Raw genomic sequence first — 22,358 nt, forward strand, 5'->3', positions numbered from 1 at the left:
CCAAGGAGGGGCGGACTGTCAAACCCCTGCGGTCAGAAACCGCGCAAGTTTGCAGGAATGAGAGTCTTGCGCCGGGCCAGGACGGAAATGAGAGGTTTCATCTCATTTCCGCGAAATCCGGCCCGATGCCGTCAGGGCTTCAGCCCTTTTCCAGCGCTTCGATACGCGCCTTCAGCGCTTCGTTTTCCTCGCGCGCCTTCTGCGCCATCGCGCGGACCGCGTCGAATTCCTCGCGGGTGACGAAATCACGATCCGCAAGCCAGCGGTCGATCATCGACTTCATGGCGGTTTCCGCCTCTTCCCGCGCGCCCTGGGCCACGCCCATAGCGTTGGTCATCAGCTGGCTGATATCCTCGAAAACCTTGTTACGCGTCTGCATTGGGTCACTCCGCCGTTGCATTCCCTGCCTATATGGTCGCACAAGGCGGAACCCTCAAGGTTGACTTCGCCGCGCGACAAGAGGCAACAGGACGCATGCAGGCCGCCATTCCCTTTCCCGATCTCTCGTCAGAGGTCTTTTCCATCGCGCTTTTCGGGTTCGAATTCGCGCTGCGCTGGTACGCGCTCGCCTATATCGCGGGCATCCTGATCGGCTGGCGGCTGGCCCTCTGGGCGGTCAAGCGTGCGCACCTGTGGGCCAATGACACGCCGCCCATGACCCCGCGCCAGATCGAGGACCTGCTGACCTGGGTGATCCTGGGCATCATCCTGGGTGGGCGGCTGGGCTTTGTCCTGTTCTACATGCCCGGCTACTACCTGACGCATCCGGCGGAAATCCTGATGATCTGGCAGGGCGGCATGGCCTTTCACGGCGGGCTGATCGGCGTGGTGCTGGCGGTCTGGATCTTCTGCGCGCGCAACAAGGTGCCACTGGCCTCGGCCTCGGACCTGCTGGCGCTGGCGACACCGCCGGGGCTGCTACTGGGCCGGCTGGCGAATTTCATCAACGCCGAGCTCTGGGGCCGCCCCTCGGACGTGCCCTGGGCGGTGATCTTTCCCGGCCAACTGGCACAGGACTGCGGCCAGCCCCTTGGCGAACTCTGTGCGCGTCACCCCTCGCAGCTGTACGAGGCAACGCTCGAAGGACTGGTGCTGCTGATCGTACTGATCTGGATGGTCTCGCGCGGGTGGCTGAAACGGCCCGGCGCGGTCGCGGGCACCTTCTTCATGGGCTATGGCATCGGGCGATTCATTGTCGAGTTCTTTCGCCAGCCCGACGCGCAGTTCCAGTCCGAGGGCAATCCACTGGGTCTTGCCCTGCAGGTGAACGGCTACGGCCTGACGATGGGGCAACTGCTGACCCTGCCGATGATCCTGGGAGGGGCGCTGACAATCTGGTTCGCCCTGAACCGCGCGCGCGGGGCCAGGGCTGACGCGGCCTCTTGACCGCACTGCGCGATATCCTGGTCCGGCAGGTCATGGCCAACGGGCCGATGACGCTGGCCGACTTCATGGCCGCCTGCCTGATGCATCCGCAGCACGGCTATTACAGCACGCGTGACCCTCTGGGTGCGGCGGGCGACTTTACCACCGCGCCTGAAATCAGCCAGATGTTCGGTGAGCTGGTGGGCCTGTGCCTGGCGCAAAGCTGGATGGACCAGGGGGCGCCCGCGTCCTTTGTCCTGGCAGAGCTTGGCCCCGGTCGCGGCACCCTGATGGCCGACATCCTGCGCGCCACCGCCCGCGTGCCCGGCTTTCACGCCGCCGCCCGGCTGCATCTTGTCGAAACCTCGCCCAAGCTGCGCACCGAACAGGCCGGCCGCCTGCCGCAGGCAACATGGCATGACAGCGTCGAGGATCTGCCCGAGGGGCCGATGTTCCTTGTCGCCAACGAGTTCTTTGACGCGCTGCCGGTGCGCCAGTTCCAGCGCGCGGGTGAGGCCTGGCAGGAACGGGTTGTCGGGCTGGACGATGCGGGCACGCTTGCGCTTGGCCTTGCCGCGCCGGCCCCGCAGCCCGGCCTGGCCCACAGGCTGCAGGACACGCGCGACGGCGACATCGTCGAGACCTGTGCCCCGGCGCAGGCGGTCGCCGCCACCCTTGGCGCCCGAATCGCCCGACATGGCGGGCTTGCGCTGATCGTCGACTATGGCGACTGGCGCTCACTTGGCGACACCTTGCAGGCCCTTCAGGGGCACAAGGCCGCCGACCCGCTCGCCACCCCCGGAGAGGCCGATCTCACCACCCATGTCGATTTCGAGGCCCTGGCCACTGCCGCCGCCCCCGCCACCCATACGTTGCTGACCCCGCAGGGAGTTTTCCTGGAACGCCTGGGGATCACCGCGCGGGCCCAGGCGCTGGCACAGCGACTCAGCGGCGAGGCGCTGGACAGCCACATTGCCGCACATCGCCGGTTGACGCATCCGGCGGAAATGGGATCACTGTTCAAGACCATCGCCCTGCTGCCACAGGGCTCCCCGCCCCCGCCCGGACTGGAGCTGCGCGCCACGCCATGACGCTCGAGATCATCACTTCGCTGAGCCTCTCCCCCCTGCGCCACGGTTTTTTCACGCGCCGGGGCGGCGCCTCCTCGGGTATCTTCTCGGGGCTGAACTGCGGCGCGGGCTCCTCGGACCAGGCGGAAATCGTGGCAATCAACCGGTCGCGCGTGGCCAACGCGATGGAAACCGCGCCCGACCGCCTGCTGACCGTGCACCAGGTGCATTCGCCGGATGTCGTCACCGTGGTACAGCCCCAGGATGCCTCGGACAGGAAGGCAGACGCGCTTGTCACCGCGATGCCCGGCGTGGCGCTGGGGGTGCTGACCGCCGATTGCCAGCCGGTGCTGTTCGCCGACCACGGCGCAGGTGTGATCGGCGCGGCCCACGCGGGCTGGCGCGGCGCGCGGGACGGCGTGCTGGAGGCCACGGTCGAGGCGATGCTGGCCCTCGGCGCCACGCGCGAGGGGATTCGCGCCGTGATCGGCCCCTCGATCAGTCAGCGCGCCTACGAGGTCGGGCCCGAGTTCTTCGAGGATTTCGTCATCGAGGACGGGCGCAACAGCCGGTTCTTTGCCGGCGGCACGGGCGACCGCATGATGTTCGACCTGCCCGCCTACGGGCTGCACCGCCTGCGCGAGGCCGGGGTCGAGGCGGAATGGACACGTCATTGCACCTATTCCGACCCGGATCGGTTCTATTCCTACCGCCGCGCCACCCATGCCGGCGAGGCGGACTATGGCCGCCTGATCTCTGCCATCCGTCTCTAGACGCTATGCCCGGCCTCTGCCGGAAACAATCCACCTATTGGCCCGCCATTGTCCCAATGATGCCGCAATTCGCTGCAAATTCTACGGACAGGCACGACCAGAGGCAGAGCAGAGGACACGTCATGAAATCGCAGCGCCGCTTTATCGCATCGATCACGGAAACCGCCCGCAAGGGCGCACCGCGCCTGCCGTTCGAACGCGGCGCCCCGCGTACGGCCATGATCGTCCGCCGCGAACAGGCGCAGGCCCCGCGCCAGCCCAGCGTCAAGAGCGCCTGACCCTTCCGTGGCAGGGCCGGAAACGCCCTGTATCCCTGTATTGTGACCAAGTCCCCGACCGTCGCGGCGATGCCGCGCCGGTCCACTCCCGGCCAGCCTGGATAGCGCCCCGCGCCCGTCCACAGGCCCCTCCCCCAGACATCCGACAGGCCTCGATTCGCCGCGCAGCCGACGGAATGTGGCACCAATATCCCGTCAGGTCCGACAATCCCGGAGAAGCTTCCGCATTGTCGCCCGCCGCAACCCCTCAAGCGCGCCAATTTTGACAGGCCGGGCCGATTGCGGCCAGATCGGCATCAGTCAGTTACTTGTTTCAATATTCCGTCTGTCGTTGTTGGTGGGGGCCAACACGGATGTGACCAACCTCAAGGGGTGTTCACATGACCCGCCTCCATCGCGGCCTTTCGGGCGTTGCCCCGGCGGCTGACCCGGCTCTCTCTCTTCCCGTTTCTCCGGAACGGGAGCTCTCTCCGGACGGGCGACCTCGCCGCGCAGGCTCTCTCATGCGCAAATACGAGGTCGCCGCCCTGCTTCCCGACCTCACGGTCTCCTTCACCCAGCATGTCGCCCCGGCCTCTCCGTTCTTCGAGGAATGCGCCTCGGCCTTTGCGCGCGGCACGCTGATCGAAACGGTGCGCGGCCCGGTGGCCATCGAGGACCTCGTGCCCGGCGACTACATCCTGACCGCCAGCGGGTCGGAGCCAGTCACCTGGATCGGCTCCACGACCTATGTCCCCGGCCACGAGGACGAGGCGACCACGCTCACCCACATGACGCGGATCACCACCGATGCCTTCGGCATGGGGCATCCACCGATGGACCTGCTGCTGGGCCCGGCCGCACGAATGGTGGTGCGTCACCCCCGGCTGGAGGATCTGCTGGGTCAGAACAGCGTGCTGGCCCCGGTCAAGGACTACGCCGACGGCGACCGCTTCCTGGAGGTGACGCCGATGGGCACGGTGCAGCTGTTCCACCTGATGGTGCAACGCCACACGACCATCCGCATCGGCGGCGTCGACCTGGAAACCTATCACCCTGGCAACACGGCGGGGCAGTCCCTGGGCCAGAACATGCGGGCACTCTACCTGACGATGTTCCCCAACATCTCGGCACTGGACGATTTCGGGCAGGTCAGCATGACGCGCACGACGCGGGACGTGGTCGAAAACCTCGTGGGGGTCTGACCGGGCGGCGGGGCAAGCCCCGCCCTACACGACCACCCGACACGACCACAGGGCCGCATCCGCTCAGGCGGTGCGGCTCAACCGTTCTTCCAGTACCTCGAAGGGCACGCCGGGATCGTCCTTGGCGTTGCGGATCACCAGAGAGGTCTTGACGCTGGCGACGTTGGGCGCGGTCAACAGCTCTCCGGTCAGGAAACTCTGAAAGGTCGACAGGTCGGGCGCGACGCATTTCAGGATGAAATCCACCTCGCCGTTCAGCATGTGGCATTCGCGCACAAGCGGCCAGGCGCGGCAGCGTTCCTCGAAGACGCTGAGATCGACCTCGGCCTGGCTTTGCAGGCCGACCATGACAAAGACCTGCACCTCGAAGCCCAGCGCGCGGCTGTCGACCTCGGCGTGGTAGCCGCGGATATAGCCCTGTTCTTCCAGAACGCGCACACGTCTTAGGCAGGGCGGCGCCGAAATACCCACCCTGCGGGCCAATTCGACGTTCGTCATTCGGCCATCCGCTTGCAGTTCTGCCAGAATCTTGCGATCGATCGGATCAAGCCGGTGACCTGCCATAGTCTCCCCCGTGTATTTCGCGATTGTTATAGCAGCCAGTAGGCCCTGCGCAATAATATTTCAACAAGGCGCAAGAATCTTTTCCGGCATGGCACAAAGACGCGGCACCCTGCCGCCCCTCTTTTTTCACCCCATCCTTGTCGTTATATGACCCCGCACGCGCCGCTAAGGAGAAATTCCATGTCCGAGACACGCCACACCAAGGTCCTCATCATCGGCTCCGGCCCCGCAGGCTACACGGCGGGCGTCTATGCCAGCCGGGCGATGCTGGACCCGATCCTCGTGCAGGGGCTGGAACCCGGCGGCCAGCTGACCACCACCACCGAGGTCGAAAACTGGCCCGGCGACACCGAGGTGCAAGGCCCTGACCTGATGGTCAGGATGGAGGCCCACGCCCGCGCGATGGGCACTGAGATCATCGGCGACATCGTCAACTCGCTGGAGCTCGACAAGCGCCCCTTCGTGGCGCATGGCGACAGCGGCACGACCTATACCGCCGACGCGGTCATCCTCGCCACTGGCGCGCGGGCGAAATGGCTGGGCTTGCCGTCCGAAGAATCCTTCAAGGGCTTCGGCGTCTCGGCCTGCGCCACCTGTGATGGCTTTTTCTACCGCGGCAAGGAAATCGTGGTGATCGGCGGCGGCAACACCGCCGTGGAAGAGGCGCTGTTCCTGACCAACTTCGCCTCCAAGGTGACGCTGATCCACCGCCGCGACGAGCTGCGCGCCGAGAAGATCCTGCAGGACCGGCTGATGAAGAACCCCAAGATCGAGCCGCTCTGGTTCCACCAGCTCGAGGAAGTGGTGGGTGACGACATGCCCAAGGGTGTCACCGGGGTAAAGGTCAAGCACGTCGAGACCGGCGAGATCACCGAGATCCCCTGCGCCGGCGTCTTTGTCGCCATCGGCCACGCGCCGGCGAACGAGCTGGTCAAGGACGTGCTGGAAACCCACATGGGCGGCTATGTGGTGACCAAGCCCGACAGCACCGCCACCTCGATCCCCGGCGTCTTTGCCGCCGGCGACCTGACCGACCACAAGTACCGTCAGGCCGTAACCAGTGCCGGTATGGGCTGCATGGCCGCGCTCGAGGCCGAGCGCTGGCTGGCGGAACAGGACGCGGCGGGCGAACCCGCACCGGAAGCCGCCAACGAACCCGAAAGCGCCTGAGGCGACATTCTCTGAAGTCCCCGAACGGCCCCGGCATCACGCCGGGGCCGAATTGTTTCCGGGGTTCGGGTTGCACTATCTCCGGATCGGGTTTCTGCTCTCGGCATTACCGTTTCCAAGCCAGTGTCCCGTTTCGTTGTGCAAGATCCGCTTCCAACCTCCCCCGATACCCCTGTCGCCCTGCTGGTCGATGGTGACAATATCAGCGCCGCACATGCCGCGCAGTTGATCCAAATCGCCTCTCGCAAGGGGCGTGTGACGGTGGCGCGTGTCTACGCCACCACGATGAAGCTGGCCTTGTCTTCGCGTATCGGCACCTTCGTCCTGGCCAAGCGCCCGCATCTCTTCCAGCTTGATCCAAAGGGACCAGAGGAAATGGTTCGCTTTCTGCCCGAAGGCTTTGACAGCCCGTCCTGACCGGCAACTCTACGGCGTTGCGCAAGAGTCACGCCGGCGGAAATCCCCCACGCCCGCGAATTTCGACTTTTCTGCAGGTGCAAACTGTGGGATTCGTTCAGCGATGAACACACTTTGAGTCGCCCGCCATGTCCGCCTCCAAGGCACAGCTCATTTCGGATGAAGAAGGCCTGCTCTTCCGCCTCCTGCGCCAGCTCGACCTGGCGCCGGACGTGTCGTCGCAGCGTGCCATCGCCTCCGCGCTGGGTGTCTCCCTGGGACGGTTGAACGCGCAGCTCCGGGCGGCGGCCGAGGCCGGGTTCATCAAGATCAGCGAACGCGAGGGGCCGGACCGGCGCCAGAGGTTCGCCTATGCGCTGACCTCTCGCGGGGCCGCCGAGAAGAACCGGCTCACGGACCGGTTTCTGGCCCGGAAACTCGCGGAATACGACGCACTCCACGCCGAACTGACAGGCACCTCCAGCAACCTGGTTCCCATTAAGCACAGGACCGAATTGATGCAGAACAACCTTGCCCCCATCCCCGAGCTGTACGTTTCCTACGACAGCGCACAGAAACTGAAGGTCGAAGCAGCCGACCTCGTCAGCCACGACCTGAGCCCGCGCCAGATCTGCGACCTGGAACTGCTGATGAACGGCGGCTTCAACCCGCTCAAGGGCTTCCTGGGTGAGGAAGACTATAATGGCGTCGTGGAAAACATGCGCCTGGCCGACGGCACCCTGTGGCCGATGCCGATCACGCTGGACGTGAAAAAGGACTTTGCCGACAGCATCGAGATCGGCCAGGACATTGCCCTGCGCGACCAGGAAGGCGTGATCCTGGGCACCATGACCGTCACCGACAAATACGTGCCGAACAAGTCGAACGAAGCCGAGAAGGTCTTTGGCGCCGACGACCAGGCGCACCCGGCCGTCTACTACCTGCACAACCAGGCAGGCGAGGTCTACCTGGGCGGTCCCGTGACCGGCATCCAGCAGCCCGTGCACTATGACTTCCGCGCCCGCCGCGACACCCCGAACGAATTGCGCGCCTACTTCCGCAAGCTGGGCTGGCGCCGCGTCGTGGCCTTCCAGACCCGCAACCCGCTGCACCGCGCGCACCAGGAACTGACCTTCCGCGCCGCCAAGGACGCGCAGGCCAACCTGCTGATCCACCCCGTCGTGGGCATGACCAAACCGGGCGACGTCGATCACTTCACCCGCGTGCGCTGCTACGAGGCGGTCCTGGACAAGTACCCGGCATCGACCACCACCATGTCGCTGCTGCCGCTTGCGATGCGCATGGGTGGCCCCCGCGAGGCGGTCTGGCACGGGCTGATCCGCAAGAACTATGGCTGTACCCACCTGATCGTCGGCCGCGACCACGCCGGCCCCGGCAAGAACTCCGCCGGCGAGGATTTCTACGGCCCCTACGACGCGCAGGACCTATTCCGCCAGCACCAGGAAGAGATGGGCATCGAAATGGTCGACTTCAAACACATGGTCTATGTGCAGGAGCGCGCCCAGTACGAGCCCAACGACGAGATCGAGGACAAGGACAACGTCACCATCCTCAACATCTCGGGCACCGAACTGCGCCGCCGCCTGCAAGAGGGTCTGGAAATCCCCGAGTGGTTCTCCTTCCCCGAGGTGGTCGAAGAGCTGCGCAAGACCAAGCCGCCGCGCTCGCAGCAGGGCTTTACCGTCTTCTTCACCGGCCTCAGCGGCTCGGGCAAGTCGACGATCGCCAACGCGCTGATGGTCAAGCTGATGGAAATGGGCGGTCGCCCGGTGACACTGCTGGACGGCGACGTGGTGCGCAAACACCTGTCGTCGGAACTGGGCTTCTCGAAAGAGCACCGCGACCTGAACATCAAGCGCATCGGCTATGTCGCGTCGGAAATCACCAAGAACGGCGGCATCGCGATCTGTGCGCCCATCGCGCCCTATACCGCGACCCGTCGCGCCGTCCGCGAGATGATCGAACAGTACGGCGCCTTTGCCGAGGTCCATGTTGCCACCTCGCTGGAGGAATGCGAACGCCGCGACCGCAAGGGCCTGTACAAGCTCGCCCGCGAAGGCAAGATCAAGGAATTCACCGGGATCTCCGACCCCTATGAAGTCCCCGAGAATGCCGAACTGGTGGTCGAGACCGAAAACGTCGACGTCGACAACTGCGCCCACCAGGTGATCCTCAAGCTGGAAAGCATGGGCCTGATCGCCGCGCAGTAAGGCGCCGCATCCCGAAAGACGACAAAGCCCGGCGCCAACGCGCCGGGCTTTCTTGTGTGTGCCGACTGGTCCGCGTGTGCCGGGACCTACCCCCGCACGCTGCCCCGTCCTGCATGCCCCGGCCGTCCGGCGCCCTTGATCGGGCCGAACCGCATGTCCAGCCCATAGGGTTCCTGCCCGCGGGCGAATTTCACCAGCTTGCCCTGGTCGTGGCGCAGCTCTTCGAAGAGCTCCTCGAAATCGGCCATCTTCATGCCGTAGACCGTCTCGAAGGCGGGTTCCCAGTCGTCCATCTCGCCGGCCACCCGCCAGAAATCCACCATCCGGTCTTCGCCATAGCGCAGGGCCAGCACGGCCACCGCCAGGTTCGAGGCCGAATATTCACCGTCCGAGCGCACCGACTGCTTCTTGCGGATGTAATCCAGCGGCACGGCCTCTTCCTCATCCCGGGCCCGCAGCGCGGCCAGCATGGGCACAGAGACCTCGCGGGTGGGACCGCCGCGCGACTTGATCTGCGCAAGGTAGGCGCTGCCTTCGACCATCCAGAGCGGCCCCATGCGGCGGCGCCCGGTCTCATCATAGGCCACCTTGTCATACAGCATCTCGCGCTGAACATGGTGCATGTATTCGTGCAGCATCACGTACTGGTAGCGCCCGCGCCAGATGTCGTAGCTGGCCACGCTGTCCAGGTGTTCGGGCGGCATGCACAGGGCGATCCGGTTGCGGTAGGCGCTGCCCATCACGCGCTCGACCCCGACACAAAGGTCGTCCGCGGTGTCCCGCGCCGCGCTGACGGACAGATCCGGAATGCCCTCGACCGGCTCCAGCAGCAACTTTTCCAGGTCGTCGCGCCCAAAGGCCACGATCAGCACCGGCTTGGACGCGGTGGTGATGCCGTATTCCTGTGCGAACATCGCGCGCGCGTCATCGTAGGACCGCTGGATATAGCCCCGAACCTCTTCCGGGATATTGGGCGCGGTCAGGATCAGGGGCGGTTCCGACGAGGGCATCAGCGCCGCCGCCTGCGGGGCATATCCGCCGATCTCGCGGCACCAGCCCACCGCCGCGCGTTCCGAGAAATCCGGCAACCCGGCAAAGATCGCCTGCACGTCCTCACCGACCAGCCCGCGCATGAATTCTGCCAGCGCCTGCCGCGTCCCCGCGCCGCTGGTACCATCGTTCTCGCCCGGGTCGATCCCCAGTGTCGCCAGCTGCTTTTGCACGCAGCTGACATGCCGATCCGAAGCCTCTGCCGCGCCGATACTGGCCGCCAGGCAGAGCGTGAGCGAACACATCAGTTTCTTGATCGCCATGATGCCGGTCCCTTGATGCTGTCTGGCATCAACTTAGGAAATCCTGTGGCCGGTCAACAAGTCAGGGGATTCCTACCTTCCCGACAGCCCGTGCTTCCTCGACTTCTGCCGGCGGCAGGCCCAGCAAGGCCCTTTCTTCCGGCGTGTAGGGATAGGCCCCCTGCCCCGTCGCATAGGCGCGGGCGGCGGTCTCGTCGCGGCGCAGGGTTTCAAAGACTCCCTCGAACCCTGTGACCGATTGGCCGTAGACCGTTTCAAAGGCGGACTTCCAGTCACCTTGCGCCGCCACCCTGCGCCAGAACTCCGTCAATCGCGCCTCTCCATAGCGCGCCGACAACAGCACAACGGCCAGTTCCGAGGTCGCGGAAGCCCCGGCCAATCGGGCCGGAATCCGTGAACGCAGTTGCGCCAGCGGCATCGCCCCGTCATCGCGCTGCAATTCGGCCAGCGGCAAGGCCCCGCTTTCGGACGGTCGGCCCCGGGCAAGCCCGCGCGCCGTCCCGATTACCATCCAGGCCGGCCGTAGGCCCGCCGCCCCGTCGGACGTCAGCGGATCCCGCAGGCCGATTTCGGCCAGCAGGTGATGCGCGTGATCATAGGCGATCCGCCGGGACAGCGCCTCTGTCGAGGCCGCGCCGCTGATCAGCCGCGCCGTCATCTCCTCCGGCAGGCACAGCACGATCCGCCCGGGCAAAAGATCGGTGGCAAGCCTGTCGATATCGGCTCCGGCCCCGCAATAGGACCGCGCATGAAGCCCGGCCTCGTTCTCGGACAGGCCCAAAGCGCCGGGATAATCCCGCCGCAGCATCTGTGTCAGCGCATCCGCATCCTGCGCGTAGATCAGCACCGGCGCCGTCGCCGCCCGCAAACCGTAGACCCCGGTCGCCGCATCGCGCGCCTCGCCGTAGAGATCGCGCAGCACCTCGCCCATTGCCTCGGGCACCTCAGCGGCCAGCACGACCTCCGGCGGAGCAGCCGAAGGCAAAAGCTCTGCCGCCTCCGGGGCCATCGCCCCGATCTCGCGGCACCAGGCCACGGCCGACCTGGGCGACAGATCCGGCAGCAGGTCGAAGACCGCGCGCCCCGGGCCATCCTGCCGCTGCACAAAATCCGCCAGCGCCGCGCGGGTGCGCGGCCCCGGCACCCCGTCCGCCGCGCCCGGCGACAGGCCCAGCGCCGCCAACTGGCGTTGCACACAGACCACCTGCGCCCGGCGCTGCGCCGCCATGTTCCCCGGGGCGGGCATCGCAGCGGACCCCGCGATCAGCCCGTCGCCATCCAGATCACGGTTCGCCAGGAACTCCTGCGCGGCATCCGGATCGGCGGTCAGGGTCGGGAAGATGCGCTCGAAATCCTGCATCGCGATGCCAAAGACATCCTCGAAGGCTGTTTCCCAGCGGTCGGTCTCTCCCAGACGCCGCCAGTAGCTGACCAAGGTCTCTTCGCCGAAACGTTCTGTCAGCAGGTGCACCGCGTAGAAGGAGGTGCTATAGGCGTTGGGCTCGCGCACCTCACCCTTGCGGCGGATCCCGTCCAGCGTCAGGCCAGAGCGCGACGCGCCCAGCCGCAGCCATTTGGTGCGCGGCAACGAACTGTCATGAATATCATGGATATAACGGTATTCGATCACCTGGGCGCCGCCCTCGGCCATCCAGGCCGGCCCCATCCGGGGCCGCACGCTCTGTCCCCGCCGGACCCATTGCGGCACCTTGTCATAAGCCAGTTCGCGCTGAAGATGATGGGTGAATTCATGCGCCATGACCCGGCGCAGCCATACACGAAAATCCTCGAACCTTGCGGTATTCCCGGCTTCGAACTCTTCGCGCCAGCAAAACACCATGTGGTGACGGTACATCGAGGCGCCGATCCGCGAGCTCTTGCGGCAGTTTCGCTCGGCGGTCCGGCGGACCTCCGCCGCGCCCACCTCTTGATGGCTGGCCGCCGCCCGCAGAATCCGGCCCAGGCTGTCCGGATCATTGGCCGCAACCAGTTGCACGCGACTGGCCAGCGCCACCCCAAAGCGTTCTTCGAAGTACCGCGCAACCTCGTCAAAGGCGATCTGCAGCTCCAGCCGCATCATCGGGTCAAAGCCCTCGGGCGTCCAGATCTGCGGCCCCTCGCTCGACGGCATCAGCCCCCTTGCCTCGGGGTAGAGACGCGCAATCTCGCGGCACCAGCCCAGCGCCGCCCGTGCCGAAAGGCCGGGCAAAACCTCCAGCGCCTCGCGGGCCTCCGTTTCGGAAACCAACCGGCCCAGAGCGCCGCGTGTCTGCGGCCCGATGGCGCCGTCCGCCGGGCCCGGATCGAAACCAAGGGCATCCAGTTGCCGCTGAACGCACACGACATGCGGATCCTGTGCCACGGCCGGCCCCGCCAAGGCGAACAACCCATAAAAGGCATATAAAATCAATCTCTTCAACTAACCACCACCCTCTGCGCACCCACACCGGACCAAGGATATCGAAATGCCTGCCCCCGGGCCTGTCAAGAATTACCGCCCCAGCTCTGCCTCTGTCAGCGGACGGTGCGCCAGGATGTGATCGCCGTTCATGTCCCGATCGGCGAGGAACTCTCGCTGGGCCATCTCGTCGTCGCGCAGCGTCGGGTAAAGCGTTTCAAAGCTTTCCACCGTCATGCCATAGACCTGCTCGAAGGCGGTGTACCAATTGTCGGTCTCACCCACCGCGCGCCAGAAACGGAACAGGGTTTCCTCGCCAAACCGCTCGACCAGCATCGCCACGGCATAGGCCGAAACGTCATAGGCCTCGACCGTGCGCACCTCTCGCGCCAGCCGGATCTGGCGCGGGGTCAGCTCCGACCCGGCGGCCTGTGCGCGCATCTGGTGCAGAGCGGGCGCCACCCGGCCGAACTTTTCCTCCATGAAGACCTGCTCGATCACCTGCGCGGTGCCCTCTACCATCCAGGCCGGCCCCATGCGCGGGCGCACCGCATCCGGGTTGTGCACCCAGCGGGCAACCTTGTCATAGCTGTACTCGCGCTGTGCGTGGTGGACCACCTCATGCGTCATCGTCACCGACAGGACCATGCGGTACAGCTCTGCCAGCCCCGGCTCCTTCAGGGCCAGGGTGGTGCCGCAAAAGGACAGCCCGTCGCGCGAAGCGCTGGCGCCCAGCCCGAACTCGGTGTCGCAATCCCGCTTGCCGCGCGCACGGATCGCCGCCCAGCTTTGCAACTTCATCGTCCCGGCCTGGCCGATCAGGCGATGCCAGGCCTCGACCTCGGTCGCCACGATGATGCTGACCTGGCTGGCCAGTTTCACGCCATACCGCCGCTCAAGAAAATCTTCGGCCTCTTGGTAGGCCGACAGGACGTGATCGGCGATCTCAGGGTGCACGTCCGGACCGATCAGGATCCTGGGCGGATTGACCGAGGGCATGAGCTTTGCCGCCTCGGGCTCGGCAAGCCCGATCTCACGGCACCAACCCACGGAGGAGCGGTTGTCGAAAGGCGGCAGGGTTTCAAAGACCGCGCGCGCCCCGGCCTCGCGCGTGTCCAGCCAGGCACGCAGCGCGCCGCGCGTGCGCGGGCCGCTTTGGCCGTCGATCGGCCCGGGATCGAACCCCAACGCCTGCAACTGTCCTTGCACGCAGGTCACATGGGCATCGCCCGCCGCCTCTGCGCGCTGCCCGGGCAAGGCAAGGCCCAGCGCCAGAAGCACTGCAAACCTCCATCTGGTCCCCGATCCGGGCATGGGCTACTCCGATCATCGTGACTGACGTCCGATCAGTGACGCCCAGCGGCAGGCAAGCTGTCAAGGCCAAGGCCCCCGCCACCCGCCTCCCTGCCCGGACAAGCGCCTGTCGTTGCGGGATTCTTGTCAGGTGACAAAAACGTGACGCCCAGTGGCGTCAGCCGGCCCAACAGGTGAAGCGCCAAAGTTTCCGTGATAAACTGTTAAGGATTGACCATGCTACACTGATGCCATGATTCCCTTGCGCCTCATTCCACTGGCCGCGCTCCTGATCGGATCCGGCCCCGCCCTGGCCACCACGCTGGACTGTTCCACGGTTCAGGGCGTGGTGCATACCGCCCCGGCCTTTGTCACCGTGAACCTGCAACAGGGTGAGACGCTGAACATCTCGACACCGGACGCCGGCACTCTGGCCGTCTCGATCGAATTCGGCGGACAGGGCGGCACGGATGACGGTATCTGCAACCCCGCCTTCGACGGTACCTCCTGCGACGGGTTCAGCCATACCGCCGCCCTGACCGGAGACTACGGGGTCGAGGCCTTTGCCCAGTCCGGCGATACCTTCACCCTGTCCTGCGGCGGGGGTGGCAACGGTGCGGCAGGACAGGGCGGACGCAAGGCCGCGCAGGGCATGGGTGCCTTCGCCTCGGCCAGCACATCGGTGGGCTTTGTCGGCAGCGCGATCAACAGCACCCTCTCGGGCGGCGCCCCGGCCTCGGTCACGCGAAACGGGCTGTTCCTCTCCACCTACGGCGACCAAACCGGCATGACCGGCTGGGCAGCCTTGCAGGGGCGCGTCTTTGACGGCGACATCGACGGCAGCGCACATGAACTGACCTTCGGCCTCGACTACGAGGTCGGCGCCTCCACGCGCCTGGGCTTCTTCCTGTCGGCGGGCCGGTCCGATCTGGACGTTTCCGGCGTCTCGGTCGACAGCGACGCGCTCAGCATCGGCCCCTATTTCAAGTCCCGCATCGGCGACCGCTACAACGTGACCGGATACGCCCTTTTTGCACGGCCCGATTACGACGTCGGCGGCGTCACCTACCAGGCCGAACGCCGCGCCGCCGGGCTGACCGCCAACGCGGATTACACCTGGGGCAGCGCCGACATCCGTTCCTTCATCGGGGTGTCCGGCTTTGCCGAGGATCATCCCGCCGCCGGAGGCCTGGCCCCGCGAACCGTGACCGGGTTGACCGGATCGCTGGGCACACGCGCCAGTTTCGACATCGGCACGGCCTTGACGCCCTATGTCAGCCTCGGCGCGGAATACAACCGTTTCGACGACGGGCTGGGCCGCGAAACCAGCCATACCGGCCCCCGTATCGGAACAGGGTTTGCCTATGATGCGGGCAAAGGCCGGCTGACGCTCGACCTGGATGGCGGCCGCATCCTGGATGACACGCGCGACATGAAACTGCGGATGAACTACAATCTCAATTTCTGAGCCCAGCCGCACGACCATCACGCTCACCTCGATCCCGCCGCGCTTTGCCGCCCTGGCCGGGGTGCTGGACAGCCTACTGGCGCAGGGCGCCGCGCGGGTCGTGCTGTGCCTGCCGCGCCACTATGCCCGCTTTCCCGGCCCGGTCGCGCCGCCAGCCCTGCCCCCGGGGGTCACCCTGCTCTGGTCCGACACCGACTATGGCCCGGCGACCAAGCTGCTGCCGGCCCTGCGCGCCTTTCCGCAGGACGCCCTTGCCTATTGCGATGACGATTGCCTCTACCAGCCCGGCTGGCTTGCCGAACTCTGCACCGCCGCCAGCCCCACGGAGGCGGTGGCCGCCTCCGGCTGGTCCGTCGACCGGCTGAAACGGCAGGGCGCCGCGCCCCCGCACAGCGATATCGCACAGGGGTTTTCCGGTGTGCTGATCCGGCCCGGAATGATCGACCCGCGCGCCTTTGACATCCCGGCAGAGGCCCGCCCGGTCGATGACATCTGGCTATCGGGCATGCGCGCGCTGACCGGCACCCCCCTGAGGCTGGCGCCCGCGGCGCGCGCCCGCGTCACGCCCCTGGTCCGCCCCGCCCCGCTGCAGGATACGACGGACCGCGCCCGCGCCAATGCCGCCGCCGCGCAATGTCTTTGGGAGAGGTTCGGCCTCTGGCCCCCGCGTCGGTGATCCCCCAACCACCCAGAAACGAAAAGCCCGGCGAAATCCGCCGGGCCCTGCGATACGAGATCAGGGGGAAAACCCCCGCCCGTCAATGCGTCAGTGCACCGTCACCGGCGCCAGGTCGTTCTGCCGCGCCAGCACGAAGGCCAGCGAGCGGTCCTTGACCAGCGCCAGGCGTTCGCCATCGGCGCGGTGCACCGCATACAGCGTGTCACGACCGGCCGCCTGCTTGCGCACGTCGTCGGGCAGGTCCGCGGTTTTCACCGGGCGTACATAGACCGTCCGCCCCTCGACCAGTTTGTCAAAATCGTACTTGGCATGCATGGTACTTACCCCTTCCTGATCTTGATCGTCTGCACGACGGTCTCGGGCCGGCTCATCGTCAGATCGACGTGCAACAGCCCGTTCTCGATCACAGCCTCACCCACCTCGACACCATCCGCCAACACAAATGTGCGCTGGAACTGCCGCGCGGCAATGCCGCGATGAAGGAATATGCGATCCGACCCATCGTCACGCTGCCGACCCCGGATGACCAGCTGGCGGTCCTCGACGGTGATCGACAGGTCATCCTCGCGGAACCCGGCCACGGCCAGGGTGATGCGATAGGAATGATCCGAAGTCTGCTCGATGTTGAAGGGCGGATAGCCCTCCGATGTCTTTGCGGTGCGCTCCAGCAGGCGCTCCAGCTGCTCGAACCCGAGCATATGGGGATAAGATCCCAGCGTCAGTTTGGTCATCGACACGTCCTTTGCACAAGCGACCGTCACGCCACGGCCCCCGAAGGCGACCGTTGCCCCTGAAATATGGGCACAGGGGCTAATCCGCGCAAGGGGCTATGCGCAATGCCACAGAAACGCTATCTTGGGGTCCGGGTATCACTCAAGGGATTAGGCTCATGAACGCGCCCACGGATATCGCCATGAAGAGCGAGGACGTTCTGCGTGTGGAGTTGGAGGTGTTCCGCCGCGAACACCGCGACCTCGACGAGGCAATTCATGCACTGCAGGAGACCGGCACCGCCGATCGCCTGACGCTGCAGCGCCTGAAAAAGAAAAAGCTGCGGCTCAAGGACAAGATCGCCCTGATCGAGGACCGCCTGCTGCCCGACATCATCGCCTGAACGCCGCCCCATTGCGCCCCTGCCCCCATCGCCTATAACAACACCCGCATAACGCGGAGGCAGGCATGGACAGTCCCAGGGTCGGCATCATCATGGGCAGCCAGTCGGACTGGCCCACAATGGTCGAGGCGGCGGATATTCTCGACGAGCTCGGGGTAGAGTACGAGGCGCGCATCGTCTCGGCCCACCGCACGCCGGACCGGCTGTGGGACTACGGCAAGACGGCCGTCACCCGGGGCCTGCAGGTCATCATCGCGGGCGCCGGCGGCGCCGCGCACCTGCCCGGCATGATGGCCTCGAAAACCCGCGTTCCGGTAATCGGCGTGCCGGTCCAGACCCGGGCGCTGAACGGCGTCGACAGTCTCTATTCCATCCTGCAGATGCCGCGCGGCTTCCCGGTTGCCACGATGGCCATCGGTGCGGCGGGGGCGAAGAACGCGGGTCTCATGGCCGCCGGGATTCTCGCCCTTCAGGATGCCGATCTTGCCGCCCGGCTCGACCAGTGGCGGGCCGATCTTTCTGCCTCCATCGCCGATGAACCCCTCCGCGACTGACTTTGTACAAAACGTCGGAAACGCCGTACAAAACGTACAAAACGTACAAACTGCAGGTACCCTCATGACCGCCCCTCTCCCCACCGGCAGCACCATCGGCATCCTCGGCGGAGGCCAGCTTGGCCGGATGCTTTCCGTCGCGGCCAGCCGCCTCGGATTCAAGACCGCGATCTTTGAACCGGGCGGCGATTGCCCCGCCTCGCATGTGGCCAACTTCCATCATCAGGCCGGCTACGATGACATCAAGGCCCTGGAAAAATTCGGAAATTCCGTCGATGTCCTCACCTATGAGTTCGAGAACATCCCGACCGAAGCGCTTGACGCGCTGGACCAGATCCGCCCGATCCGCCCGGGGCGCGAGGCGCTGCGTATCAGCCAGGATCGCCTGACCGAAAAGACCTTCCTGCGCGATCTCGGATTGCAGACCGCCCCCTTCGCAACGGTGGACGACGCGGCCTCCCTGGCTCAAGCCATTGAAACCATTGGGACTCCCTCGATCCTGAAAACCCGCCGCTTCGGCTATGACGGCAAGGGGCAGGCCCGGCTCACCAAACCCGAAGACGCCGCAGAGGCGCTTGCCGCGCTGCAGGGTGCGCCCGCCGTGCTCGAAGGTTTCGTCGATTTCACCTGCGAAATCTCCGTGATCGCGGCGCGCGGCACCGACGGCCGCGTCGCCGCATTCGACCCCGGCCAGAACGTGCATGAGGGCGGCATCCTGCGCACCACCACCGTGCCTGCCAGCCTGCCCAACCGCACCCTCACCGATGCCGTTCTGACAGCGGGCAAGATCCTGAACGCGCTCGATTATATCGGCGTCCTGGGGGTCGAGTTCTTCGTCACCCCCGGCGGGCTGATCGTGAACGAGATCGCCCCCCGCGTGCACAATTCCGGCCACTGGACCCAGAACGGCTGCATGACCGACCAGTTCGAACAGCACATCCGCGCCGTCGCGGGCTGGCCCCTGGGCGACGGCAGCCGCCACAGCGACATCCGCATGGAAAACCTGATCGGCGACGACATGGACCGTGTCCCCGCCCTTGCCGCCGATCCGGCCTGTGCCCTGCATCTTTACGGCAAGGCCGAGACCAAGCCTGGCCGCAAGATGGGTCACGCCAATTTCCTTGTCCCCAAGGACTGACCCGGTTTTCTTTGGTTTTCCAAATACCTCGGGAGGAGTTTGAGGAGGGCAGCGCCCTCCTCAAGGCCTGCGTGGCCTGAACGCAATCCACCCTGTGCGTGCCAGCGCTCCGCTAACTGATAAAGCGTGCCGCCACCGGCCCGCTCATCCAGGCCAGATCGCCGCCCGCAAAGACCGCCGCGATGCGCCGCGTCTCGCGGTCCATCACCACCAGGTCCGCGCGCAGGCCGGTATCCAGTCGCCCCCGATCCGCGAGGCCCAGCACCCGCGCCGGCCCCTCCGAGACCAGCGCCCAGGCCGCCGCCTCGTCCATCAGGCCCAGCTCGACACAACGCCAGGCCGCCCGCGCCGGCGCCGGGTAGTGATAATCCGAGGCCAGCGCATCACAAAGCCCCGCGCCGATCAGGTCCAGCGCCGAGACATTGCCCGCATGGCTGGCCCCGCGCACCACGTTCGGCGCCCCAAGGACCACCGGCTCCCCCGCGTCCCGCGCCGCCTGCGCCGCCTCCAGCGTTTCGGGAAACTCGGACACCGTGACGCCCCGCGCGCGCCACGCGGCCCGACCCGCCGCCGTCCGGTCGTCATGGCTGCCCATGCGGATCCCTTGTGCGGCCAGCCGCGCGCATAGCGCATCCAGGACGCCCGGGACCGCGTCCCCGGCGTCATGCAGGCGCGTCATCAGTGCCAGGTGCGCCTCAGGGTTGCGACCGGATTTCAACGCCTGCCCGGTCAGGCGCGGCGGGCGCCGCCCCTCGGCCAGCCGCGCATGCGGCAGGTGGTCGTTGAAAACGACATAGCCGATCCCCCAGCGCGCCAGCGCCGCCTCGGCCGCTTCGAAACTCTCGGTGAAATGCGTCTCCAGCCGCATCTGCAGCCGCAGGTCCACCGGCACAGTTGGGGCCACGGCACTCACGGCGGCAAAGACCTCTTCGGCGAACTCCGGCCCGCGCATTCCGCCTTCCCAGGACCAGAACTGCGCCAGAACGGCCGTGGTGATCCCGCAGGCCCCCAGTTCGGCGGCGCAGGCCACCATGCCCGCGTCGCGTTCCCGCAGGGCGCCCCGGCGCGGCGCCATGTGCCGCTCGAACCCGTCGCCATGCACGTCGACAATCCCGGGCAGCAGGTCATAGCCGGACAGGTCCACGGCGCGTCCCACCGGTCCGTCGACGATCACCCCGCCCGCCAGCGACAGGGGCCCGTGATCCCAGCCACCGGGCCGCAACACCCGCGCACCCTGAAGGTCCAGTTCAATCGGCATTGCACTCTCCCAGCAGGCAGTCCAGGTCCGCCTCGTCCAGCAGCAGGCGCCAGTCCGCGCCCGGCTGGAAATGCCCCTCTTCCAGGAACCGCACCACCTGCACCATGACCTCGGGCGCCTGCATCATGAAGGTATGGGTGACCGGCAGAACGATGTGGTCAGCCATGCCGTCGACGCGGGTCGACGCAATCGAAACCTTGCCATCGTCCTCCCCGGGGATCACCGAGCTGGTCAGCGCGTTCAGGGTCCGGGACCCGGCAATCACCCCCAAAGGGAAATCCACCGGCGGCAGCCGCGCGGGCAGATCCTGCGGCCCGGTGCCCAGCTGCTGGCCCGCCGGACCATTCATCCACTCGAAAACCTCCCAGCCCCCGGCAAGATCCACGATCTCGCTGCCGCCATTTGGCGGGCCCATCATCACCACCCGGCCCAACCGGGGCGGGCGATGGTCCCGCAGCCAGTGCCGCAAAAGGATGCCGCCCATCGAATGGGTGACGAAATGCACCGTTTTGGGTCCGCAACGGTTCACCGCCTCCGGCAGGGTCTCTTCGGCTAGGTGTTCGACCCGGTAGCGGGTCGAATCGTAGCCGGGGATGATGACGCGATGCCCGCGCGATTCCAGCACCGCGCCCAGCAGCGCCATCGAATACTCGGTCCGCGCCAGCCCGTGCAGCAGGATGACGCAATCCCCGGCCCGCGCAGGCAGAGGGGCAAGCAGGACAAGACAGAGGAGAAACCATTTCATGACGCTGGCATAGCGTCCCGCCAGCGCCTAGAAAAGTCATGAAAGGAGTGCCCCGTTGCCCGCCCCCCGCATCGCCTGCCGCGCCGTGATCCTGCAGGACAACCGCCTGCTGCTGGTCAACGCCTGGCCCGGCAACCTGTCGGACCTGTGGTGCGCCCCCGGCGGCGGGGTCGAGCCGCACTCGAGCCTGCCCGAAAACCTCGCCCGTGAAGTGCTGGAAGAAACCGGCCTGCGCGTGGAGGTCGGCGCCCCCTGCCTCGTCAACGAGTTCCACGACCCCAAGCGCGGTTTTCACCAGGTCGAGATCTTCTTTCGCGCCCGCATCACCGCAGGCACGCTGACCGACGACTGGAAAGACCCGGAGGGCGTGGTGCACAAGCGGCGCTTTTTTGCGCGGGACGAGCTGACGCGCCTGCGCCTGAAACCCTCCAGCCTGCCCGATGTCGCCTGGGGCGAAGGGCCCGGCTATGACCCGCTGGAACCGATCCTGCGTTGATCCACGCGGCTATTTCCGCAGCACCGACAGGGCCACACCGCCCAGGACCACCGCCGCGGCGATGACGAAATCCAGCGACAGTGCCTCGCCCAGAAAGATCATGCCGCCCGCCATCGCGATCACCGGCACGCTCAACTGTGCCACCGCCGCGACGCTGCCCTTGATCTGCGGCAGGACATGATACCACAACGCATAGCCCAGACCCGAGGTCACTGCGCCCGAGATCACCGCCAGCAGGATGCCTGTGGGCTCTGATGACGTCGCCTCGGGGCTGACCGGCAAAACCAGCCCCAGCAGAAAGCCCATTGGCACGGCCAGCAGGAAGTTCGCCCCGGTCGCCAGCAGCGGATCCTCGGCCTTGCGCCCGGCCAGCGAATAGATGCCCCAGCCCAACCCGGCCAGGACCATCGCCGCACCGTGCGTCAGGCTGAGCGCAACGCCACCCCCCGGCCAGAGCAGCCATGCCAGCCCGCCAAAGGCCAGCGCCGCCCCGGCCCAGCGCAGGGCCGGAGGGCGCTCTCCGCCGATCAGGCTGCCGCCGAACATGGTCACCTGGACCGTCCCGAAGAGGATCAGCGCCCCAAGGCCCGCGTCCAGCGCCACATAGGCCACCGAGAACCCATAGATGTAGAGAACCAGCCCAAGCACCCCGGCCACCCGTCCGGCGCCGCCCAGCGCAATTCGTCCGCGCAGCACCAGCCCCAGCAGCACCAGCATCGCCGCACCGGACCACAGGCGGATGGTGCCGAAACTCACCGCGTCGATCCCGCCCGCGGCCAGGGCAGCCCGGTTCAGGACAGAGTTCGCGGCAAAAGCCACCATTGTCAGGGCGATCAGAAGAAACAGGCGCATGGGATACCGTAGCGGAGAA

The 22,358-nt window shown here is 66.4% G+C and carries 24 protein-coding genes; 14 read left to right on the forward strand and 10 right to left on the reverse strand.

Annotated features, from left to right (window positions below; genetic code table 11):
• Positions 1-139: 139 nt before the first annotated feature.
• Complete coding sequence (locus tag BLQ71_RS11695) at positions 140-379, reverse strand: accessory factor UbiK family protein (protein WP_043140914.1); 240 nt, start codon at positions 377-379, stop codon at positions 140-142.
• Between the two features lie 95 nt (positions 380-474).
• Between BLQ71_RS11695 and lgt the strand changes: the two genes are divergently transcribed.
• The 5 genes from lgt to BLQ71_RS11715 all read left to right on the forward strand — a co-directional run bounded on the left by lgt (position 475) and on the right by BLQ71_RS11715 (position 4,670).
• The gene (gene lgt / locus BLQ71_RS11700; RefSeq protein WP_074621850.1) at positions 475-1,386 is read left to right on the forward strand and encodes a prolipoprotein diacylglyceryl transferase; all 912 of its coding nucleotides are present in this window, start codon (positions 475-477) and stop codon (positions 1,384-1,386) included.
• Positions 1,383-2,456 (forward strand): class I SAM-dependent methyltransferase, encoded by a 1,074-nt coding sequence (locus tag BLQ71_RS11705; RefSeq protein ID WP_074621851.1) that lies wholly within the window; start codon positions 1,383-1,385, stop codon positions 2,454-2,456. The genes lgt and BLQ71_RS11705 overlap by 4 nt, the downstream gene beginning before the upstream one ends.
• Positions 2,453-3,208, forward strand: a complete 756-nt coding sequence (gene pgeF / locus BLQ71_RS11710) for a peptidoglycan editing factor PgeF (protein ID WP_074621852.1) — start codon at positions 2,453-2,455, stop codon at positions 3,206-3,208. Before BLQ71_RS11705 ends, pgeF begins: the two co-directional genes overlap by 4 nt.
• Positions 3,209-3,330: 122 nt before the next feature.
• Positions 3,331-3,486 carry a hypothetical protein gene (locus BLQ71_RS26420; protein ID WP_157923299.1) on the forward strand — a complete coding sequence of 52 codons (156 nt, stop codon included), beginning with the start codon at positions 3,331-3,333 and terminating at the stop codon, positions 3,484-3,486.
• Positions 3,487-3,989: 503 nt separating this feature from the next.
• The gene (locus tag BLQ71_RS11715) at positions 3,990-4,670 is read left to right on the forward strand and encodes a Hint domain-containing protein (RefSeq protein ID WP_069209521.1); all 681 of its coding nucleotides are present in this window, start codon (positions 3,990-3,992) and stop codon (positions 4,668-4,670) included.
• Between the two features lie 63 nt (positions 4,671-4,733).
• Here BLQ71_RS11715 and BLQ71_RS11720 read toward each other — a convergent pair whose 3' ends face one another.
• Entirely contained in the window at positions 4,734-5,234 is a 501-nt protein-coding gene (locus BLQ71_RS11720) for an Lrp/AsnC family transcriptional regulator (protein ID WP_043140899.1), read from the reverse strand.
• Between the two features lie 180 nt (positions 5,235-5,414).
• Between BLQ71_RS11720 and trxB the strand changes: the two genes are divergently transcribed.
• The 3 genes from trxB (at position 5,415) to BLQ71_RS11735 (ending at position 9,031) form a co-directional block, all read left to right on the forward strand.
• Complete coding sequence (gene trxB / locus BLQ71_RS11725) at positions 5,415-6,404, forward strand: thioredoxin-disulfide reductase (RefSeq protein WP_074621853.1); 990 nt, start codon at positions 5,415-5,417, stop codon at positions 6,402-6,404.
• A gap of 123 nt (positions 6,405-6,527) precedes the next feature.
• The gene (locus tag BLQ71_RS11730; protein ID WP_074621854.1) at positions 6,528-6,821 is read left to right on the forward strand and encodes a PIN domain-containing protein; all 294 of its coding nucleotides are present in this window, start codon (positions 6,528-6,530) and stop codon (positions 6,819-6,821) included.
• Positions 6,822-6,949: 128 nt separating this feature from the next.
• Positions 6,950-9,031, forward strand: coding sequence for a bifunctional sulfate adenylyltransferase/adenylylsulfate kinase (locus BLQ71_RS11735; RefSeq protein WP_074621855.1), 2,082 nt, complete (start codon positions 6,950-6,952; stop codon positions 9,029-9,031).
• Between the two features lie 86 nt (positions 9,032-9,117).
• Here BLQ71_RS11735 and BLQ71_RS11740 read toward each other — a convergent pair whose 3' ends face one another.
• The 3 genes from BLQ71_RS11740 to BLQ71_RS11750 all read right to left on the reverse strand — a co-directional run bounded on the left by BLQ71_RS11740 (position 9,118) and on the right by BLQ71_RS11750 (position 14,023).
• The gene (locus BLQ71_RS11740) at positions 9,118-10,344 is read right to left on the reverse strand and encodes a peptidoglycan-binding protein (RefSeq protein ID WP_074621856.1); all 1,227 of its coding nucleotides are present in this window, start codon (positions 10,342-10,344) and stop codon (positions 9,118-9,120) included.
• Between the two features lie 61 nt (positions 10,345-10,405).
• Positions 10,406-12,706 (reverse strand): peptidoglycan-binding domain-containing protein, encoded by a 2,301-nt coding sequence (locus tag BLQ71_RS11745; RefSeq protein WP_133066149.1) that lies wholly within the window; start codon positions 12,704-12,706, stop codon positions 10,406-10,408.
• A gap of 129 nt (positions 12,707-12,835) precedes the next feature.
• A complete protein-coding gene (locus tag BLQ71_RS11750; protein WP_074621858.1) occupies positions 12,836-14,023 on the reverse strand; it encodes a peptidoglycan-binding domain-containing protein in 1,188 nt (395 codons plus the stop codon).
• Positions 14,024-14,288: 265 nt separating this feature from the next.
• Between BLQ71_RS11750 and BLQ71_RS11755 the strand changes: the two genes are divergently transcribed.
• Positions 14,289-15,503 (forward strand): autotransporter outer membrane beta-barrel domain-containing protein, encoded by a 1,215-nt coding sequence (locus tag BLQ71_RS11755; RefSeq protein ID WP_074621859.1) that lies wholly within the window; start codon positions 14,289-14,291, stop codon positions 15,501-15,503.
• A gap of 61 nt (positions 15,504-15,564) precedes the next feature.
• Positions 15,565-16,179, forward strand: a complete 615-nt coding sequence (locus tag BLQ71_RS11760; protein WP_074621860.1) for a glycosyltransferase family A protein — start codon at positions 15,565-15,567, stop codon at positions 16,177-16,179.
• A 90-nt stretch (positions 16,180-16,269) separates the two neighbouring features.
• On the opposite strand, the gene BLQ71_RS11765 is transcribed toward BLQ71_RS11760, so the two are convergent.
• Together BLQ71_RS11765 and BLQ71_RS11770 are read right to left on the reverse strand one after the other, a co-directional pair.
• Complete coding sequence (locus BLQ71_RS11765; protein WP_043140876.1) at positions 16,270-16,497, reverse strand: DUF1150 family protein; 228 nt, start codon at positions 16,495-16,497, stop codon at positions 16,270-16,272.
• Positions 16,498-16,502: 5 nt separating this feature from the next.
• On the reverse strand, positions 16,503-16,913 hold the full coding sequence (locus BLQ71_RS11770; RefSeq protein ID WP_043140874.1) for an Hsp20 family protein: 411 nt from the start codon (positions 16,911-16,913) through the stop codon (positions 16,503-16,505).
• A gap of 158 nt (positions 16,914-17,071) precedes the next feature.
• Here BLQ71_RS11770 and BLQ71_RS11775 point away from each other — a divergent pair, with 158 nt between their 5' ends.
• The 3 genes from BLQ71_RS11775 (at position 17,072) to BLQ71_RS11785 (ending at position 18,988) form a co-directional block, all read left to right on the forward strand.
• Positions 17,072-17,296 (forward strand): YdcH family protein, encoded by a 225-nt coding sequence (locus tag BLQ71_RS11775; RefSeq protein WP_074621861.1) that lies wholly within the window; start codon positions 17,072-17,074, stop codon positions 17,294-17,296.
• A 65-nt stretch (positions 17,297-17,361) separates the two neighbouring features.
• Positions 17,362-17,850, forward strand: coding sequence for a 5-(carboxyamino)imidazole ribonucleotide mutase (gene purE, locus BLQ71_RS11780; protein ID WP_043140869.1), 489 nt, complete (start codon positions 17,362-17,364; stop codon positions 17,848-17,850).
• 64 nt (positions 17,851-17,914) lie between these two features.
• Entirely contained in the window at positions 17,915-18,988 is a 1,074-nt protein-coding gene (locus tag BLQ71_RS11785; protein WP_074621862.1) for a 5-(carboxyamino)imidazole ribonucleotide synthase, read from the forward strand.
• 112 nt (positions 18,989-19,100) lie between these two features.
• Here BLQ71_RS11785 and BLQ71_RS11790 read toward each other — a convergent pair whose 3' ends face one another.
• Together BLQ71_RS11790 and BLQ71_RS11795 are read right to left on the reverse strand one after the other, a co-directional pair.
• Positions 19,101-20,246, reverse strand: a complete 1,146-nt coding sequence (locus BLQ71_RS11790; RefSeq protein WP_074621863.1) for an alpha-D-ribose 1-methylphosphonate 5-triphosphate diphosphatase — start codon at positions 20,244-20,246, stop codon at positions 19,101-19,103.
• Complete coding sequence (locus BLQ71_RS11795) at positions 20,236-20,991, reverse strand: alpha/beta fold hydrolase (RefSeq protein WP_074621864.1); 756 nt, start codon at positions 20,989-20,991, stop codon at positions 20,236-20,238. Before BLQ71_RS11795 ends, BLQ71_RS11790 begins: the two co-directional genes overlap by 11 nt.
• A 55-nt stretch (positions 20,992-21,046) precedes the next feature.
• Here BLQ71_RS11795 and BLQ71_RS11800 point away from each other — a divergent pair, with 55 nt between their 5' ends.
• Entirely contained in the window at positions 21,047-21,487 is a 441-nt protein-coding gene (locus BLQ71_RS11800) for an NUDIX domain-containing protein (RefSeq protein ID WP_043140858.1), read from the forward strand.
• 9 nt (positions 21,488-21,496) lie between these two features.
• Here BLQ71_RS11800 and BLQ71_RS11805 read toward each other — a convergent pair whose 3' ends face one another.
• Positions 21,497-22,339, reverse strand: coding sequence for a DMT family transporter (locus BLQ71_RS11805; RefSeq protein WP_074621865.1), 843 nt, complete (start codon positions 22,337-22,339; stop codon positions 21,497-21,499).
• Positions 22,340-22,358: the final 19 nt, after the last annotated feature.

The organism is Antarctobacter albus, from assembly GCF_900101505.1.
GTDB lineage: Bacteria > Pseudomonadota > Alphaproteobacteria > Rhodobacterales > Rhodobacteraceae > Antarctobacter > Antarctobacter albus.

What these genes read in the sequence shown, in the direction of transcription:
- trxB (WP_074621853.1), top strand. Translation starts at nt 5,415, where the DNA reads ATGTCCGAGACACGCCACACCAAGGTCCTCATCATCGGCTCCGGCCCC.
- BLQ71_RS11790 (WP_074621863.1), bottom strand. Translation starts at nt 20,246, where the DNA reads ATGCCGATTGAACTGGACCTTCAGGGTGCGCGGGTGTTGCGGCCCGGT.
- lgt (WP_074621850.1), top strand. Translation starts at nt 475, where the DNA reads ATGCAGGCCGCCATTCCCTTTCCCGATCTCTCGTCAGAGGTCTTTTCC.
- BLQ71_RS11765 (WP_043140876.1), bottom strand. Translation starts at nt 16,497, where the DNA reads ATGCATGCCAAGTACGATTTTGACAAACTGGTCGAGGGGCGGACGGTC.
- BLQ71_RS11735 (WP_074621855.1), top strand. Translation starts at nt 6,950, where the DNA reads ATGTCCGCCTCCAAGGCACAGCTCATTTCGGATGAAGAAGGCCTGCTC.
- BLQ71_RS11805 (WP_074621865.1), bottom strand. Translation starts at nt 22,339, where the DNA reads ATGCGCCTGTTTCTTCTGATCGCCCTGACAATGGTGGCTTTTGCCGCG.
- BLQ71_RS11795 (WP_074621864.1), bottom strand. Translation starts at nt 20,991, where the DNA reads ATGAAATGGTTTCTCCTCTGTCTTGTCCTGCTTGCCCCTCTGCCTGCG.
- BLQ71_RS11715 (WP_069209521.1), top strand. Translation starts at nt 3,990, where the DNA reads ATGCGCAAATACGAGGTCGCCGCCCTGCTTCCCGACCTCACGGTCTCC.
- BLQ71_RS11755 (WP_074621859.1), top strand. Translation starts at nt 14,289, where the DNA reads ATGATTCCCTTGCGCCTCATTCCACTGGCCGCGCTCCTGATCGGATCC.
- BLQ71_RS11770 (WP_043140874.1), bottom strand. Translation starts at nt 16,913, where the DNA reads ATGACCAAACTGACGCTGGGATCTTATCCCCATATGCTCGGGTTCGAG.
- BLQ71_RS11695 (WP_043140914.1), bottom strand. Translation starts at nt 379, where the DNA reads ATGCAGACGCGTAACAAGGTTTTCGAGGATATCAGCCAGCTGATGACC.
- purE (WP_043140869.1), top strand. Translation starts at nt 17,362, where the DNA reads ATGGACAGTCCCAGGGTCGGCATCATCATGGGCAGCCAGTCGGACTGG.
- BLQ71_RS11720 (WP_043140899.1), bottom strand. Translation starts at nt 5,234, where the DNA reads ATGGCAGGTCACCGGCTTGATCCGATCGATCGCAAGATTCTGGCAGAA.
- BLQ71_RS11740 (WP_074621856.1), bottom strand. Translation starts at nt 10,344, where the DNA reads ATGGCGATCAAGAAACTGATGTGTTCGCTCACGCTCTGCCTGGCGGCC.
- BLQ71_RS26420 (WP_157923299.1), top strand. Translation starts at nt 3,331, where the DNA reads ATGAAATCGCAGCGCCGCTTTATCGCATCGATCACGGAAACCGCCCGC.
- pgeF (WP_074621852.1), top strand. Translation starts at nt 2,453, where the DNA reads ATGACGCTCGAGATCATCACTTCGCTGAGCCTCTCCCCCCTGCGCCAC.
- BLQ71_RS11785 (WP_074621862.1), top strand. Translation starts at nt 17,915, where the DNA reads ATGACCGCCCCTCTCCCCACCGGCAGCACCATCGGCATCCTCGGCGGA.
- BLQ71_RS11775 (WP_074621861.1), top strand. Translation starts at nt 17,072, where the DNA reads ATGAACGCGCCCACGGATATCGCCATGAAGAGCGAGGACGTTCTGCGT.